Genomic DNA, 16,452 nt, shown 5'->3' on the forward strand with positions numbered 1-16,452 from the left:
TCGGCAAGCCTCGGGTCAATTTTGCTCTATTTCATTCTACAAAATCACACGAAGTGACGGTAATAGTGAAAAGAAATTAGTGCACAAAAGTTCTCGATTAGCTTCGCTCAGTACGGCAAGCCTCGGGTCAATTTTGCTCCATTTCATTCCACAAAATCACTCGAAGTGACTGTTGAATTGATTTAAAGAGCCAATGTTCTAGCACCAGCTCTTTTGAATACAACTGGGTTTGCTGTTTTTAGCCTATTTTTAGACTTTGAATTTGCTCTTGAACAATGTCAAATTCATAAGTTAGTACTAGTGGGCTACCTGGAAACGAACCCGAAATTTGCGCCTGCAATGTTTGTGTAGCTTCCGAATAGGCAATCGGTTTCATGTTAACTTGGTAGGTTGTGTTGGCTTTTTCAATCCAATTGCCAATAGCGGTTTTTCCGGTATGTGTTTTTCCTTCATCGACTACTACTGCCGATTCGGTAAAGCAGTTGGCATAGGCTTCGCTGTCAAATTGGTCTTGTGCTCGAACTAGGTCGGCAATTACTTTGGGTAGATTTTTCATTTTTTTACGATTATTGGATTGTTGGATTTTTGGATTTTTGGATTGTTAGATTTTTGGATTATTGGATTGTTGGATTCTTGGATTCTTGGATTGTTGGATTCTTGGATTGTTGGATTTTTGGATTTTTGGATTGTTGGATTTTTGGATAGTTGGATTTTTGGATAGTTGGATTTTTGGATTGTTGGATAGTTAGATTTTTGGATTGTTAGATTGTTGGATTAATCGATTATTAGATTGTTGGGATTGTTCCGCCATCAATTACAAACTCGGTTCCCGTTAAATACTGCGCTTTTGGCGACACTAAAAAGCCAACGAGTTCGGCTACTTCTTCTGGTTCTGCAGGACGACCCATAGGAATTCCGCCCAAGGCATTCATGACACTTTTTGTTGCTTCTTCAACTGATGTACTGGAACTTTCCGCAAGGCGTTCCATCATGGCTTTGGAAGCGGTTGTATTAATCCAACCCGGTGAAACGGTTAGTACCCGAACACCTTTTGGCGCTACTTCATTGGACAAACTTTTACTGTAATTTATCAATCCCGCTTTTGCAGCCGCATAGGGTAGTGTAGATTCATACAACGGTAACTTTCCTTGAATGGATGCTAGGTGAATGATGACACCACTTTTTTGCTGGATCATTAGTGGCAAGAAATGACGGTCTAACCGCACCGGTGCTAGTAAATTACTTTGAATGGATTGCAACCAATCGGCATCATTCAAAGCCGCAAATCCGCCACCTTGAGTTTCTGAACCGCCTACGTTATTAATTAAAATATCTAGGATTCCAAATTGCTGTACGACTGTATTGAACACTTTTTCGGTGCCGGATGCGGTTGTTAAATCGGCTGCAATAAAGTGTATGTTGTTGTTGGATTCTTCGGGTTGGTTTCTTGCCGTACTGATTACAGTCGCACCTGCGGCGGCAAGTCGGTTTGCAATAGCTTTTCCTGTTCCTTTGGTACCGCCTGTAACTAGGGCAATTTTTCCCGATAATTCGTTGTTGTATTGGATCGTGTTTTCCATGGTTTATTTTTTTGTACAAATTTGGTTTATATAAGTACATCAGTCAATTACGGAATTACGATTCACGTAGGGATAAATTTTTCACCTGTTGGTGTTTTAGAATATTGCTGTATTTTTGTACTATGTATGAAAGAAAAACAGTACCCAACTTAAATTGTGGTTTGGATTTGGTAGGCGAGGTGTTGTATGGCAAATGGAAAATGCGTTTGCTGTGGTTTATTAATGAAGGACACCAACGTCCGAGTGAATTGCAACGCAAAATTCCTGATGCATCCCGAAGAGTATTGACCATTCAGTTGAAAGAATTGGAAGAACACGAATTGGTTTCAAAAATTATCTATCCCGTAGTTCCACCAAAAGTGGAATATTCTTTAACCGATTTTGGAAAAACCTTACTACCCGTGCTTTCTGCAATAGGGAATTGGGGTGATGCGCATGAGGAACGTTTGCGCTATTTAATATCGAAGCGTTTGGAATCCAATACGCAATAAAAAAGCAGTTCCTTAATGAAAAAGACATTTATCCTTTTTTGTATCAATATTGTACTGATTACTTCCATCGTTGCTCAAACGAACATTACGGATTGCACTACATTTTACAAAAATCGAATTGCAATACAGCTAACGATACCGAAGGAAAAACACTTACAAATAGGTTTATTATTCTTTTATGTGCTGCATTCGAAATGTGCAACTGGAATACTAGCAACGTGAAAGTTGCAATCTAGAAAATTGAAATTTACAATTAAGATAAAAGAATGATGAAAGAAATCGATAAAATTGCATTAATTAAAATTGAAAACGGTCAAATTTTAAGCACAAAGTCTAAAGGAAAAAGTAACTATTATCTTCCGGGAGGAAAAAGAGAAAATGGTGAAACGGACGAACAAACTTTAAGTAGAGAAATCAAAGAAGAATTGAGCGTCGAAATACTAAGTGAAACTATCGAATATGTAGGTACGTTTAAAGCTCAATCCGACGGAGCTGTTGAAGGAGTGCTTGTAAAAATGACGTGTTACAAAGCTAATTTTAATGGCAATCTGAAGGCCAATAATGAAATAGAAGAATTTAAATGGTTAAATTACAAAGATTTAGACCTTATCTCGGAAGTAGACAAATTGATTTTTAAACACCTAAAAGAAAACGGATTATTACTCTAAATGAAACTAGAAATTGAATATAAATGCCGAGCGCACAATAGTGGTTTCAAGCACTTTGATAAGTGTCATTTTATTACGATGCTCTATTTTGATTTTCTAGTATTGGGATGTAGACCTCAAAGGTGGCACCTTTATCAATTGCTCCCTGTGCTAGGACTATTCCGTTGTGGTTTTCAACAATTTTTTTTACAATAGCTAAGCCAATACCTGTACCAGCATAGTTATCGTTGGTTACCAATCTTTGAAACATTACAAAAATTCGTTTATTAAATTGTTCCTCGAAACCGATTCCATTGTCGGTAACGGTCATGTTCCAGTAATCACAATCTTGTGGCAATGCCTTACTTATTCGAGTTGCGGTATCACTGCATTTTACAATTCGCGTTTCTATTCTGATAATTGGTATTCTATCTGGACTTGAGTACTTCAAGGCATTGCTTACCAAATTTTGGATTAGCTGGCGGAATTGGAACACCACGATGTTAACCGGTAGTAAGTCATTTGCTATGATTGTGGCATTTTTCTCGATTATATTATCTTTCAGTTCGGACTTAACTTCTTCAAGGATTGGATGAAGGTCGGTAAATTCATATTTTCGGTCTACTGTTTTTATGTGAGAATAAGCGAGAAGATCGTCTATAAGACGTCGCATTCTTGTTGCTGAAGACTGGATTTTATTGAGATTTTTTATACTTTTTTCTGACAAGTTTTCTTTTTCATCATTCAGTATGACGGAAATGAACGTCTGAATTTTACGCAATGGTTCTTGTAAATCATGACTGGAAATGAAATTGAAGGCCAGTAATTCTTTATTGGCATTCAACAATTCGACCGCTCGCTTTTCTTTTTCGTTGTTTTGAAAAATTAACTCTTTGTTTGCGACAAGCAGCGTTGCGGTTTGTTCTTTTAATCTTTCAAGAATTTCTTTTTTCTCTTGTATTTCTTCTGCTTCCTTAATGGCACGGTTGACTTTTTGAGGAAGCGCTGCCAGATTGTTTTTTGAAGCAAAATCAGTAACACCTTCTTTCAGTAACATTACCGCTTTCTCTTCACCTATAATGCCCGATACGATTATGAATGGAATCGGATTATGAGTTTGTTGCAAAATGCGAAATGCTGCGATGGCATCGAACGAAGGCATAGCATAATCTGATAGTATGATGTCTGGCAGAAATGATTCAAGTACTTCTACATACTTATTTTTAGTCTCTACAACTTCGATTAGGAAATCCATTCCCGCTTTGGTAAGTTGCCTGACTAATAAATCTGCATCCGTTGGATTGTCCTCAAGTAAAAGTATTTTTATTGTTCTCTCCATAAAGAATTGCGAGTTTGCTTGCTGTATAGTGGTCTTGCTTTTTCTGCCGCAGGAATGCCTACGAGGACGGTTGACTTAAAATCATCCAATACATTCCCATCTCTTTTATTGCATTGAAAAATTTGTCACTGTCTACGGGCTTCACAATATAGCTGTTGGCACCCAATTCATAACATTTGGCAATATCAGGATCTTCTTGAGAAGAGGTTAGTATTACTACAGGAATCGCTCTTAAATCAGGATCACTTTTTACTTTTTCCAGCACTTGCATGCCCGACACTTTTGGCATCTTAAGGTCAAGAAGCAATAGTTTTGGGTATGAATTTGGATTTCTTTTAGCATAGATTCCTTTGCAATATATAAATTCTAGTGCCTCAGCACCGTCTTTAACATGCAAAAGTTTATTTGTAAAGCCACTTTTGGTTAGTGCACGAATGGTCAGCATCGCATCATCTGGACTGTCTTCGGCAAACAAAATTTCAATATCGTCGTAATTCATTTTTATTTATTTAGTGCTTAACAGCGGATAAACTGAAGTAAAAGCTTGATCCACTACTTAATTTGGATTCTGCCCATACCTCTCCGTGGTGGCGGTTTATAATTTTTTGTACAATTGCTAGTCCTATTCCAGTTCCGTCAAACTCTTCTTGTGAATGTAGCCTTTGAAATACACCGAAGAGTTTATCGTAATATTCCATATCAAAGCCTGCACCCCAATCTTGAACACAGTAGACAATACTGTCATTTTCTGCTGAGGAACTAATTTTGATTCTGGTTTCGGGTTTGTATTTTGAATATTTTATTGCATTTGATAGTAAGTTTATCCATACTTGCTTAATCAACGATTGGTCTCCGCTTGCTGGTAAAAGATCCGTAATTTCAACTATGGGTTTGTTATGTTCCTGTTCATTAACTACCTCTTCCAAAACACTATAGACTAACTTATTCATATTTATGTCAGTCTCTGTTACCTGCTTTCGTCCCAATTTGCTGAACGCAAGAAGATCATCAATTAGCACTCCCATTTTTTTTGAATTGTTAAGCACTGCCTGAAGTACTTTTTTGCCTTCCTCGTTAATAGCGTCTGCATAGTCCTCAATCAGAATTTGCGTATACCCGTTTATTGCCCGAATGGGCGCACGTAAATCATGCGAGACTGAATAGGAGAAAGCACCTAATTCTTCTTGTGTTTTCTTGAGTTCGATGTTGGCAAGTGTCAATTCGCTACTTCTGTTTTCCTGGTAGGTAAGCTCTTTATTGGTCGCTATCAATTCGGCAGCTCGCTTTTCTTTTTCAACTTGTAACTTTGCTTTCCTAATGTTTTCCCGAGCCAATTTATTATTGGCGATGATTAATTCGGTTGCACGCTTTTCTTTTTCAGCGTTTTGAAATTCTAGTTCTTTATTGGCAATGATTAATTCTGCAGCTCGTTTTTCTTTTTCAGCATTCAGGTATAGTAATTCTTTGTTGGCACTTATTAGAGCAGCTTCCAGTTTTTCTTTTTCCAGATTTTGCTGTGTAAGTTCTTTGTTGACCTTAAGCAATTGCTCAGCACTTTGTTCTTTTTCACTATCGTAGGTAAATGCCGTCGCCTTGGGGATTTCTTTCATGATTTCGCTTCTATCTACAACTACCTCTAGGTTCTTGTTTCCAACTTTTTTACTCATAAAACCGAACTGAATTTGAAAATAATGGCACTAGTTTAGTAAAGAATGCCTGTTTTTATTGTTAAGAAACTTATTTGTTTTTATTTGAGCTATTCGACTCTGTGGGTTGCTCATCCGACACTATTTGTAATGCAGCAACTACTTTGTAGTAGGAGGTGTTTGCGAAGTTAGTGAATAATTGCGGATTCAAAGTGGATTTGTGACTCTATTTGAAATGGCCACTGTTTCTATTGAAGCCCGATTTTAAATTGTTGGTGTGAAAGCGTTTGAAATTTTAATTCCTAAAAAAGGAATAGTAAGTTTTAAGAAATCATCTTGGAGACCTACTACTCTGAGTACCTTAAAATAGGCTCTCATGGCAACACTCGGTTTTCTAGTTTCGATTACATGCACTGTTGATCTAGAACTATTTACTTTCTCTGCAATCCAAATCATCGGTCGTTTTTATCTTTTTTGAACCAACTTGCTATTTTATCCCATTTGTACTAAATGTTTGTTATTCTGAACTAGATTAGCTATTGTGTTTGAAATAACAAACATTTTCTATTGGTTTATTTCAATTTAAATCTTCGTATTGCCTATTGCGGTATGCGATATGTGTACCTTTTTTTGTTTGTGCGCTTTGTTTGGGATGGTCAGGATGGGTTTTTAAACACCAAAGCCACAAAAGGTTTTTTGGTGTTTATTTTTATTTAAAAAGTTGGTTAAAAAGCGGTATTTGCTTGGAATGGTTAGGATGGTTTTTTAACACAAAAGGCACAAAAGGTTTTTTGGTTTCTATTTTAATTTAAAAAGTTGGTTAAAAAGCGTAGTTTGCTTGGGATTAACATCGTTATTCCCAGAAGGGAATCCTCATCAAAGAAAAACTTAAATGATTGCTAACACAATCATTTGTTTTTATGCTTCACATTGGCTGAGGCACTCGGAGCTAGAGTAGGGATTAACTTCGTTTTTCCCAGAAGGGAATCCTGGTCAAAAGAAAACCTAAATGATTATTGGCATAATCATTTGTTTTTATGGTTCACATTGGCTGAGGCACTCGGAGCCAGAGTAGGGATTAACTTCGATGTTCCCAGAAGGGAATCCTGGTCAAAAGAAAACCTAAATGATTATTGGCATAATCATTTGTTTTTATGGTTCACATTGGCTGAGGCATTCGGAGCTAGAGTAGGGATTAACTTCGTTTTTCCCAGAAGGGAATCCTGGTCAAAAGAAAACCTAAATGATTATTGGCATAATCATTTGTTTTTTTATTTCAAAAAAACAACTTACAAAAGCTAGGCTTTTGAGTTATTTTTTTGAAATAAAAAAACCGATTAGCACAGCTAATCGGTTTTCTTTTGCGGAGAAAGAGGGTTTGCAACCCGCTTTCGTATGTCTTGATATTACTGACCTTGCAATTTTACTATTTTAAAGTACCCCGAATTGTGCCCCTTATGGATTAATTCGATTTGTACCTTTTTGACAATTCAAATATAATGAATTATCATTAATCAACAAAATTAGCAATGCTATTTTTTGAACTAGTTTCTTTTATTTTCAATGGTTTAGCAGTCTTTTTGCCGTTCAATTTTCATCCAACTATGCAACGCACTACATGTTCTATTTTAAGTCCTGTATACTCGCAAAATTCCTCAATAGAGATAAGCTGATGCGGTTCTTTATTTAGGTGCTTTTTAATCTTCAATAAATATAATCTTGCTTGAGCATATTCTTTTCCCATAATGCGCTGCACATCTTTTGGATATATACATACCCTGGTGCTGCTTGGTATCACTTTTCTATAATTTAATACTTTATCTATGCCTTTGACTAGGCTTTGAATAAGCTTTACTATCTACTACAAATCTATGTAATTTCTGATTAATAGAACATATTATAATAGTCGATTATGTGTGATTTTGTTTGGTTTAGAAATGAGAGTGTTTGAAATGTGGTTTTAATAATTGAAACTTTGAGTAAATCATTCGGGATTTAGTTGCAACGATTAACGAAATGAAAGTGAGTTGTGAAAATGAGTATTAATCAAAAATTGTAAAGATTATGGCTAGACAGAAAGGCATAATTAAACTAAAAGGTACTATCGGTGATATTACTTTTTACAAAACGCAAGACGGACACTTGGCGAGAGAAAAAGGCGGTATTGACGCTAGTAGAATTGCCAGTGATCCAGCGTTTCAAAGAACTCGTGAGAATGGCTCCGAGTTTGGCAGAGCCGGAAAAGCTGGGAAGCTTTTGCGCACTGCTCTGAGACCATTACTTATCAATTCTGCCGATGGTAGAATGGTAAGTCGTTTAACCCAAGCTATGGTTAAAGTTATTCAAGCCGATTTAGTGAGTGATAGAGGTTTGCGTAACGTAATTGATGGAGAGGCTGAATTGTTATTTGGTTTTGAATTCAATATTCGCGGTAAGCTAGGAACTAGCTTGTATGCGCCATTTGTAGCAACAATTGACCGAGTTGCTGGAGAAATATCAGTTGATATTGCTTCTTTTATTCCTTCGAATATGATTGCTGCACCAAGTGGAACTACTCACTTTAAGATTATCTCTGGCGGAGCCGAGGTAGATTTTGAAGCTGAAACGTATGTAGTTGCTACTTCTGAAACGGCAATTTTGCCATGGGATGCAACCCCAACAGCGGTTATTAACCAAGTGAATGCGGTTACAGCTGCTAGTACAAAACCTTTGTTTTTGGCTTTGGGAGTTGAATTTTATCAACAAATTAATGGAACAATGTACCCGTTGAAAAATGGTGCTTTTAATCCATTATCTGTTGCTAAGGTTGACAGTGGTGTGTAATGGTCTTATTGCTCACTAGAACTTATTTCCCTGATGGAACAAATGGTAAACTCGAATGCGATGGCAAATTAATTTGTAACACAATTGAGTTGCCTTGGAAGATTAACGAAACGAAGGTTTCCTGCATTCCGGAAGGGAAGTATTTTATTAGAAAGCGATACAGTCGGAAGTTTAAATGGCATTTGGAAGTGATTGATGTGAAAGATAGAAATTTTATTCTATTTCATCCTGCCAATAATGCTTTAAAAGAATTAAACGGTTGTATTGCTCCAATTACAAAACTTTCTGGACCAGGTTTAGGTCTGATGTCAAGAAAGGCATTTGTCAAGTTGAAAGACTTGGTGTACCGTGCTTTAGATAGCACAGAAAAAGTTTTATTAATTATTAAATCTTAAAAGATGAAAAATTTATTAGGAGCTATTGCTTCAACAAATCGTATTTTTAGAAGTATCAAAATGTTAATGCTTGTTTTATTAATGACTATTGGTTTCACAAGTTGTGATGATCAATCTAATTCAGATACTTTGCCAAAAAGTGAGTTTAATTTAAAGTCAGATTTTGATGAAAGCTTTTCAAGATGTACTTGCGGATTAAGTACTGATGGAGAAATTGGAGGTTGCAAAGGAATTAAAGGTGAATGTGCAATTCTATCCCGCGATAGTATTGGTGGTGGGAAAAGTTCGAGTGGAACACTTCAACGAAGCTCGACTGAAACCAATGAAATTGGTGGAAGAAAAGACACCTCAACAGGAAATTATACTTCCAAAGAGATTGGTGGCTCTAAAGACAATGTCATTATAAAAAGGGAAAGCCATCGAGATAGTTCTGACATTGGTGGTGGTGGAAAAGGTTCAACTACTACATTGTTTAATCGTTACCCTAAAAAAATGAGCCATGAGTTTAATTAAAAGAGCAAAAGCACCAATACCGAAATTTTTTAAAGTGCTTCGAAATGTTGGTTTGGCATTGGCTGGTGTTGGCGGAACTATTTTAGCAGCTCCAATAGCGTTACCAGTTGTAGTCACTACAATTGGTGGTTATTTGGCAGTTGCTGGAGGAGTTTTGTCGGCTGCAAGTCAGCTAACTACAACTGATGACAGCAAATAATCCCACATTGATGGGAACTGCTGGAGGTACGTTTTTAAGTATTGTTCCTAATCTTACTTCTGATGATATAGCAAAAACGGTTGTCTTGGCTACTGTTGGAGCAATTGTCAGTTTTACGATTTCATTACTGCTTAAAAGCATAAATAAGAAGCACAAAAAATAAAGTTTAACTCTAGTTGTGGTGACCTTTGGGTTAAACAAATGAAAGCCCAAACCTGATGGAATGGGCTTTTTCATTTAAAAAATAACTTGTATGATACAAAATAAAATAGATTATATAAAAAGAGGTGCTTTTGATGAATTATATACGCCTAAAGAAGCTGTAGAATGTATTCTTCCTTATATTCCAGATGGGGTTAAAATAATTTGGGAATGTACCGCAATTGAGAATAGCGAAATTGTCAATGTTTTAAAAGCTAATGGTTTTGAAGTCATAAGATCACACTTAAACGATGGTTTAGATTTTTTTGAATACGAACCTCAACAGTATGATTTGATTATTACAAATCCGCCTTATTCTTTGAAAGATCAATTCTTGAAACGTGCTTTTGAATTGGATAAACCTTTTATGATGCTGTTGCCTATAACAACATTAGAAGGTAGAAAGCGAAGCGAAATGTTCCAAAAAAACAGAGTTCAAGTTTTGATACCAAGTAAGCGATTTAATTTTATCAAAGAAAAAAAAGGAAGTTGGTTTCAAACATCCTGGTTTACATGGAAACTTCATCTGAAGAATGACTTAAACTTTATTAATGTGTAGCAAAATGCCCAGTCAATATTGACTAGGCATTTATTTTTTAAACCTCTTCAAATAAATTGAGTGTTACTTCTAATACCACAACTTCTGAATTAAAGTTGTAGAGTTCTTGCCATTTGGCACAATCGATTGCTTTGGCTCTGGTGTCGAAAATTCCAAAACATACTCTTGATGCTTTGGATTTCCATTTGTCAGTTTGATACAAAATAAATAGTTTCATGATTATCGATTTAAAATAAGACTTCATTTTTTATGATAGCGATGCAGAATTACTCGCTTCAAATCGTTGATAAGATTAATGTTTTGATGAAATTGTTTTTCTTTTAATTCTAATAGTCGAAGTGCTTCAACATCTTTTTTGTGCTGCTCAAAATCTTGTAACATTTCTTCGGCTTTCGCAGAAAATTCTCTGATGAAATCACCTATTCTTAGAAACGGAATAACCGAACCACAAAGGTTTCTGTGCCAAAATTTGGACTGCCAAAGACTGTAAGTTATCCAAAAGATATTTTCGCAATCTTCTTCGTTTTGAAAAATCACGACAAAGCTGTTAGTAAATGGTGTTTTTTGTGGCTTTCCGCTGTTCAGTCCTTTGTTAAGTATAAATAAGCATGGTCTGGCGTAAACAGTATCTTTTCGGTGCGTTTTGATAATGAAATTTGGCATACTTTCGGTTTTTTAGATGATGTGCCTCGCTACCACAAGCCACACATAAAATTTTTAAAAGAAAAAAAGAAAAAAAAGAAAGTCGTCCTTCAAGTGGAGGTTTCAAGAAAAACAAGTTTTTTAGAAAAAATACTACCCGATACATCATCGGAAAAGTGGAGGTGAAGTCGGAAATAAATGTTGTTGCGAACCGTTTTGGGTGGAGATTTTTTCTAAAACCCGAAGGGCTTGAACTTGTTTTTCTTGAAACCGGAACTTAACTTTACTTTCTTTTATTTATTTTTTTATTTTTCCTCGAAAGCCAAAATGTTCCATTTAAAACTGATTTTGGGATGTTGTTAAGAATAGTGGATGTCCTCGGAAAGGGTATAAATTTTCAAAACAGAAAAAAGAAATAAAATTCCATACCAATTATTTTTTTGTTTTGAAAATTTATACTCTTTCGTTTGAAGTTTTTATTGTTTTTAATGGTCAAACGTAATGGTCTTTTTTCTTGGAATTGTACTTAGTGACCATTTCTTACTATTTGATTTTTTTGGGTATAGAAAATGGTTTTTACCATAGGCAAATCGATTTAACATAAACTATTTTCTATACTCAAAAAAACAATGCAACTACTTACCTAGTGCGATGAGGCAGTAGCGCAGGCAAGTGTATCTTGTTTTATTTGCTACTGTAGAGGTTGTGATTGTTTTTATGATAGCTTGATGCTACCGTAAAAGTGAATTGTAATTCGGAATAAGAGATTGGTTCTTTTGAAATGATATAGCATTAAGCTATCGTGAAAACAATGATTGTGGATGTTCTGGCAAATGAAACAAGATACTCTTGCTGGCATTTTTGGTTTTGTGGGTAAAGAAAATGACTTTAACCAAAGGCAAAATAGTATAACTAAGTCATTTTCTTTACTCACAAAAGCAACGAAAACACTACCTATTTAATCGCAAAGTTGATAAAGACAGTTATAGAGAACGTTCATAAAAGCAATGGTGACCGAAAATATCCTATGAAATAGCAAATGTTCTCTAAGACAGTGGAGAAGGACGGTATTTTTTGTAGCACACCTTAGTTGAATATATCAAACCAATGTTCTAGCTACAAAAAATGTTGTCCTGGAGCCACTGGCAAGCGCGTTGGCTGTGCGGCTGTTTTACATAGTTGATATTATAGCTTCATTGCAAAAACCAAAAAAACAATAACAACGCTTTGTGATGAACTATAATACTCAATTATGTAACACAGCTAGGGGAAAAAAATTACTGGCGCAAGTCACGAAGTGTACGTGTTTTTTCTAAAAACTGTGCCAGTAATTTTTTTTGGAGCGTTGGCTAAGGAGTGGCAACTGAAAATCTAAAACGTCAATTTACTACTAAACTAAAAAGACGTTCTCGTTATTAAGAAATGAAATTAGCGAAATGAAGCAAACAAAGAAGCGGCTTTAGGAATACTTGGACTAAAGACGGTTTTTGTGCAGGTGAATGAGATAATTACTTTGAAATTTTATTTTTTAATAATTCAAATTTAATCCTAAACCAAATCCCATGTCGCTATCGTAATGGGTTCTTACACTAAGGTTTCTTTTAAGGATATATCGTGCATCAAGCATGAACTCTGTATCGGTGTTGACCATAAATCCCATTCTTAATCGTTTAGAAATTGGAATATCTTCACGCATTAACTGAAATCTTACGTTTCCATCTTGGAAAACTTCTGCTTGAGCAATTACGAGCATTGGTAATGTGTAATTAACTCCTGCACTTAAAACGGCTCTTTTATCTTTGGTGTTTTCTTGTCCAAAAATATTTTTTTCGATTTCTCCGTTCATTTTTCTGTAACGCCAATCGAAACCAATGAAAGGCATTAACCACTGCATTTTTCCTATGTATCTTCCTAAGTGGAATTCTGCTTCATAGCCGTGCATATCATTATACCCTAATCGCCATTCTGCTCCTAAACTCCAACGTGTATTTTGGATCATCGCCATTCCATCATTTCCATTGGTAGCAAAATCATTTTCAGCCATAATGTGAAAAGCTCTATCATCGGCAAATAATTTTCTTTGTGCTAATTTGGGATTTGGAATAAGTGGATTTGGAGCTTGGTTTTCGTAGGTAAAAACTCTTCCCATACCTGCCATCATGTGGTATAAAATATGACAATGAAAAAACCAATCGCCTTCAACATTTGCATTGAATTCAATAATATTTGTTTCCATTGGCATTAGATCCATTACATTTTTTAAAGGCGCAAACTCTTCTTGACCATTAATAATTCTGAAATCATGACCATGCAAGTGCATTGGATGACGCATCATGGAACCGTTGTAAAGCGTAATTCTAATATTTTCTCCTTTTTTTATAAGTATTTTATCGGTTTCAGAAACTACTTTATTGTCTAAACTCCAAACGTATCGGTTCATATTTCCTGTAAGCTCAAAACGAAGTTCTTTTACTGGTGCATCTTTGGGTAATGTCGTTTTATCAGTTGCTTTTAGCATTGCATAGTTGAGTGTTGTAATACTAGATAGCTTATTGGCATTGTATTGATTTTGATTATGGTTGGAATGGTCATTTTTCATTTCCATACTACTCTCATTTTCTTTGTTTTTTGCATTTGTAGCACCAGTTATTTCTGGATACATTACTACATTCATATCCATTTGGTTTAAGGACATACTCATTCCCATATCGTCCAAGTCGCCGTTCATTTTCATCATGCCATTCATCATTTTCATACCTTCAAAATATTTTAATTTAGGTAAAGGAGCAATTAATTGTTTGATGCCATTGCCAATGTATAATGAAGTTGATTTAGTTCTATCTTCTGGAGTTGCTAAAAATTCGTAGGAAGTATTATCGGCTGGAATTGTAACTATAACATCATAGGTTTCTGATACCGCAATTAATAATCGATCTACTTCAACTGGTTCAACATCGTTACCATCACTGGCAACTACAGTAATCTTTCCTCCAGCATAAGTTAGCCAAAAATAAGATGAAGCACCGCCATTAGCTATTCGCAATCGAACTTTATCACCGCCTTTGAATTGTGATAATTGATTTTCATTTTTACCATTAATAAGAAACTTTTCATAATACACATCGCTCACATCCATTGCGTTCATGCGCTTCCACTCGTTGGCAATTTTTGTTTTGAAATGACCTTGCTTTATAGCTTCTGCATAACTTTGGGTAGTACCTTTTTTGATGGCGAACCAATCGGTTGCATTGTGTAACATTCTATGAACGTTTTCTGGTTTTAAATCAGTCCATTCACTTAAAATAACTGGAACAGTTGGTAAATCATCAATTCCTTTTCGGAATGTTTTATCATTTTGTTTTTTATTCATGATGAACATTCCATACATTCCGATTTGTTCTTGTAAGCCAGAATGACTATGATACCAATGTGTTCCGTTTTGTATGATTGGAAAAGTGTATTTATGAGTAGTACCAGGTTTGATTGGCATTTGTGTTAAATTAGGTACACCATCTTCTTTATTAGGCAAAAATAGTCCGTGCCAATGTAAAGAAGTGTCCTCATTTAATTCGTTGTGTACATAAACTTCAGCAATGTCTCCTTCAGTAAATGTCAACGTAGGCATAGGAATTTGACCATTAACAGCAATGGCTCTTTTTTCTTTTCCGGAATAATTTACAATAGTATCTCGAACGTATAAATCGTAGCGAACGATGTTTTGAGAAAATAGCGTTTGTGTAGCCAAAAGCAGTACTACTATCGGCAATATCTTTTTTGAAAGAATGTTTTGTATATCCATTTTAAAGGTGTTTTTTTTAATTTTGATTTTAAAATATTATTTTTTTAACAGCAATTCCCAATCAATAATTTTATCATTCAATATTTCAATGTTTTTTTTCATTTTCTCTTTATCGGCTAATGTAATTGCTCTTTTTGCTGCTGCGATTGCAGTGGTATAATCCTTTAATTCGGATGCTATTTTTTGCGTTAGATTTGGATAATAGAAATTTTCAGGTTTTAATTTTTCTGCTTCTAAAAGCCATTCAATCGCTCGTTTAAAATCTCTATTGGTACTGTAATAATAATTAGCAGCCTGAAATAATAAAGTAGCATCCTGAGTTTTTCCTTTAATAATATGTTGGTCTATCAATGCTACTATTGTATCGTCTTCTTTACTTTTAATTGGTATTTTGACCATAGTGTTTTCCCAAAATATTTTTAGAAATGCTTCTCCTTTGCTATTGATGTCATTTAATTCAATTGTAAATGTTTCATAGAAGTTAGAGCTTTTTTCGACAGGAACTTTGAAACGCATCACATCCTTTTTTTCATCATAGCCGGTTTCGCCATGTAAAGTAGTATCTGTGTTGATAATTATAGTCCACTCATTGATTGAAGGAATTGTGAATATTGAGTAACTACCTGTTTTTAATACATTGTTGCCAAATGAAATATCTTCGGAAGTAGTTATTACTGTACAATCACTTGCCCCTGTTCGCCAAAGTTTATCAAATGGTACTAACTCCCCAAATATTTTTCGTCCTCTGACTAAAGGTCTGCTATATGAAATTTTTATTTTTGCGCTACCCACTTCTTGCTCATACGATGCTGCAGGGCTAGCTGCAGTTACTCTAATTTGAACTTTGTCTTGTGCTGACAGTATTACAGATTGCAAAAGCATAAAGCTTAATAGGATGTTTTTTTTCATTTATTTTAATTTTTAAATATGTTGGAATATTAATCTAATTCTTTAAGCTTAGCTTTCATTTTGTTAGCTTCCGCATGCTGCCCTGTACTATTTTTAGCAGCACTTTTCACCTGATTGAATAGGTGGACATTTTACAGTGCCATAGCTGCAATAAACACAACAATCACCTTGTTTAGGTTTCACTATTTTTTTACAGTTTTCGCATTCATAGAAGAATTGACAAGCATCAGTAGGCATCATTTCTTCTTTTTTGTGACCGCAATGTGGACATGTTATTTTTGATTTCAGTTCTACTGATTTACCGTTGTACATCGTGCAAGTATTACAGCCATAGTGAAGTTTGTTTCTATGATAATTGACTATTGTAGCGATAAGAAGCCCGAACATACCAGTATATAAAAAATAGGACTGATAATCATTATTACAAAAGTAATAGCTGTAAAAAATGATTATTGTACTTGGAATAGCTATCAACAAAGGATATAGGCATCTATGCAGGCGATAGGAAAGAAAAAAGCCAACTAAAGATAATAGGACCATCCCTTGAAAAATCCACATTGTCCAACCTCCAAAAAGTTCAAAACTACCTAAACCTAAAGCAGATGCTACAAATGCAAAAAGAGGGAAACAGCAAGGCGAAAGCAATGCTGTAAAGAACATCCCGATTGTTCCTAATTTATCTATGTTATTTTTTAGTTTCATTCGTGTT

20 protein-coding genes and 1 pseudogene are annotated in these 16,452 nt (G+C 35.2%); 9 read left to right on the forward strand and 12 right to left on the reverse strand.

Features of this window, described 5'->3' with window-relative positions; genetic code table 11:
• Positions 1-238: 238 nt before the first annotated feature.
• Positions 239-556 carry a nuclear transport factor 2 family protein gene (locus ACZ098_RS09925; RefSeq protein WP_487311608.1) on the reverse strand — a complete coding sequence of 106 codons (318 nt, stop codon included), beginning with the start codon at positions 554-556 and terminating at the stop codon, positions 239-241.
• Positions 557-577: 21 nt separating this feature from the next.
• On the opposite strand from ACZ098_RS09925, the gene ACZ098_RS09930 reads away from it, so the two are divergent.
• Entirely contained in the window at positions 578-721 is a 144-nt protein-coding gene (locus ACZ098_RS09930) for a hypothetical protein (RefSeq protein WP_487311609.1), read from the forward strand.
• Between the two features lie 64 nt (positions 722-785).
• Here ACZ098_RS09930 and ACZ098_RS09935 read toward each other — a convergent pair whose 3' ends face one another.
• Positions 786-1,580 (reverse strand): SDR family oxidoreductase, encoded by a 795-nt coding sequence (locus ACZ098_RS09935; protein WP_487311610.1) that lies wholly within the window; start codon positions 1,578-1,580, stop codon positions 786-788.
• Between the two features lie 122 nt (positions 1,581-1,702).
• Here ACZ098_RS09935 and ACZ098_RS09940 point away from each other — a divergent pair, with 122 nt between their 5' ends.
• Complete coding sequence (locus tag ACZ098_RS09940) at positions 1,703-2,071, forward strand: winged helix-turn-helix transcriptional regulator (protein WP_487311611.1); 369 nt, start codon at positions 1,703-1,705, stop codon at positions 2,069-2,071.
• Positions 2,072-2,340: 269 nt separating this feature from the next.
• Positions 2,341-2,739 carry an NUDIX hydrolase gene (locus ACZ098_RS09945; protein ID WP_487311800.1) on the forward strand — a complete coding sequence of 133 codons (399 nt, stop codon included), beginning with the start codon at positions 2,341-2,343 and terminating at the stop codon, positions 2,737-2,739.
• Between the two features lie 73 nt (positions 2,740-2,812).
• On the opposite strand, the gene ACZ098_RS09950 is transcribed toward ACZ098_RS09945, so the two are convergent.
• From ACZ098_RS09950 to ACZ098_RS09965, 4 genes are all read right to left on the reverse strand, one after another.
• Complete coding sequence (locus ACZ098_RS09950; RefSeq protein WP_487311612.1) at positions 2,813-4,057, reverse strand: sensor histidine kinase; 1,245 nt, start codon at positions 4,055-4,057, stop codon at positions 2,813-2,815.
• 58 nt (positions 4,058-4,115) lie between these two features.
• On the reverse strand, positions 4,116-4,556 hold the full coding sequence (locus tag ACZ098_RS09955) for a response regulator (RefSeq protein ID WP_487311613.1): 441 nt from the start codon (positions 4,554-4,556) through the stop codon (positions 4,116-4,118).
• Positions 4,557-4,566: 10 nt separating this feature from the next.
• Positions 4,567-5,724, reverse strand: a complete 1,158-nt coding sequence (locus tag ACZ098_RS09960) for a sensor histidine kinase (RefSeq protein ID WP_487311614.1) — start codon at positions 5,722-5,724, stop codon at positions 4,567-4,569.
• Positions 5,725-5,967: 243 nt separating this feature from the next.
• Complete coding sequence (locus ACZ098_RS09965; protein WP_487311615.1) at positions 5,968-6,159, reverse strand: hypothetical protein; 192 nt, start codon at positions 6,157-6,159, stop codon at positions 5,968-5,970.
• Positions 6,160-7,767: 1,608 nt separating this feature from the next.
• Here ACZ098_RS09965 and ACZ098_RS09970 point away from each other — a divergent pair.
• The 6 genes from ACZ098_RS09970 to ACZ098_RS09995 all read left to right on the forward strand — a co-directional run bounded on the left by ACZ098_RS09970 (position 7,768) and on the right by ACZ098_RS09995 (position 10,393).
• The gene (locus ACZ098_RS09970; protein ID WP_026704782.1) at positions 7,768-8,526 is read left to right on the forward strand and encodes a hypothetical protein; all 759 of its coding nucleotides are present in this window, start codon (positions 7,768-7,770) and stop codon (positions 8,524-8,526) included.
• The gene (locus tag ACZ098_RS09975) at positions 8,526-8,921 is read left to right on the forward strand and encodes a DUF5675 family protein (protein ID WP_487311616.1); all 396 of its coding nucleotides are present in this window, start codon (positions 8,526-8,528) and stop codon (positions 8,919-8,921) included. The genes ACZ098_RS09970 and ACZ098_RS09975 overlap by 1 nt, the downstream gene beginning before the upstream one ends.
• A 3-nt stretch (positions 8,922-8,924) precedes the next feature.
• A complete protein-coding gene (locus tag ACZ098_RS09980) occupies positions 8,925-9,434 on the forward strand; it encodes a hypothetical protein (RefSeq protein WP_487311617.1) in 510 nt (169 codons plus the stop codon).
• On the forward strand, positions 9,421-9,633 hold the full coding sequence (locus ACZ098_RS09985; RefSeq protein ID WP_487311618.1) for a hypothetical protein: 213 nt from the start codon (positions 9,421-9,423) through the stop codon (positions 9,631-9,633). The genes ACZ098_RS09980 and ACZ098_RS09985 overlap by 14 nt, the downstream gene beginning before the upstream one ends.
• A complete protein-coding gene (locus tag ACZ098_RS09990) occupies positions 9,620-9,796 on the forward strand; it encodes a hypothetical protein (RefSeq protein WP_169628022.1) in 177 nt (58 codons plus the stop codon). Before ACZ098_RS09985 ends, ACZ098_RS09990 begins: the two co-directional genes overlap by 14 nt.
• A gap of 90 nt (positions 9,797-9,886) precedes the next feature.
• Entirely contained in the window at positions 9,887-10,393 is a 507-nt protein-coding gene (locus ACZ098_RS09995; RefSeq protein WP_169522871.1) for a class I SAM-dependent methyltransferase, read from the forward strand.
• A gap of 37 nt (positions 10,394-10,430) precedes the next feature.
• Here ACZ098_RS09995 and ACZ098_RS10000 read toward each other — a convergent pair whose 3' ends face one another.
• From ACZ098_RS10000 to ACZ098_RS10025, 6 genes and pseudogenes are all read right to left on the reverse strand, one after another.
• Positions 10,431-10,610 carry a hypothetical protein gene (locus tag ACZ098_RS10000; RefSeq protein ID WP_026704787.1) on the reverse strand — a complete coding sequence of 60 codons (180 nt, stop codon included), beginning with the start codon at positions 10,608-10,610 and terminating at the stop codon, positions 10,431-10,433.
• A 23-nt stretch (positions 10,611-10,633) separates the two neighbouring features.
• Positions 10,634-11,056, reverse strand: coding sequence for a DUF6943 family protein (locus ACZ098_RS10005; protein ID WP_487311619.1), 423 nt, complete (start codon positions 11,054-11,056; stop codon positions 10,634-10,636).
• Positions 11,057-12,563: 1,507 nt separating this feature from the next.
• The gene (locus ACZ098_RS10010) at positions 12,564-14,834 is read right to left on the reverse strand and encodes a multicopper oxidase domain-containing protein (RefSeq protein WP_487311620.1); all 2,271 of its coding nucleotides are present in this window, start codon (positions 14,832-14,834) and stop codon (positions 12,564-12,566) included.
• Between the two features lie 36 nt (positions 14,835-14,870).
• Entirely contained in the window at positions 14,871-15,743 is an 873-nt protein-coding gene (locus tag ACZ098_RS10015) for a DUF2911 domain-containing protein (RefSeq protein WP_487311621.1), read from the reverse strand.
• 93 nt (positions 15,744-15,836) lie between these two features.
• Positions 15,837-16,055, reverse strand: a complete 219-nt coding sequence (locus ACZ098_RS10020) for a GDCCVxC domain-containing (seleno)protein (RefSeq protein ID WP_229658308.1) — start codon at positions 16,053-16,055, stop codon at positions 15,837-15,839.
• A gap of 51 nt (positions 16,056-16,106) precedes the next feature.
• Positions 16,107-16,445, reverse strand: a pseudogene (locus tag ACZ098_RS10025) (MerC domain-containing protein); the annotation flags it as partial.
• Between the last annotated feature and the right edge of the window lie 7 nt (positions 16,446-16,452).

Source organism: Flavobacterium sp. SP2 (assembly GCF_057626655.1).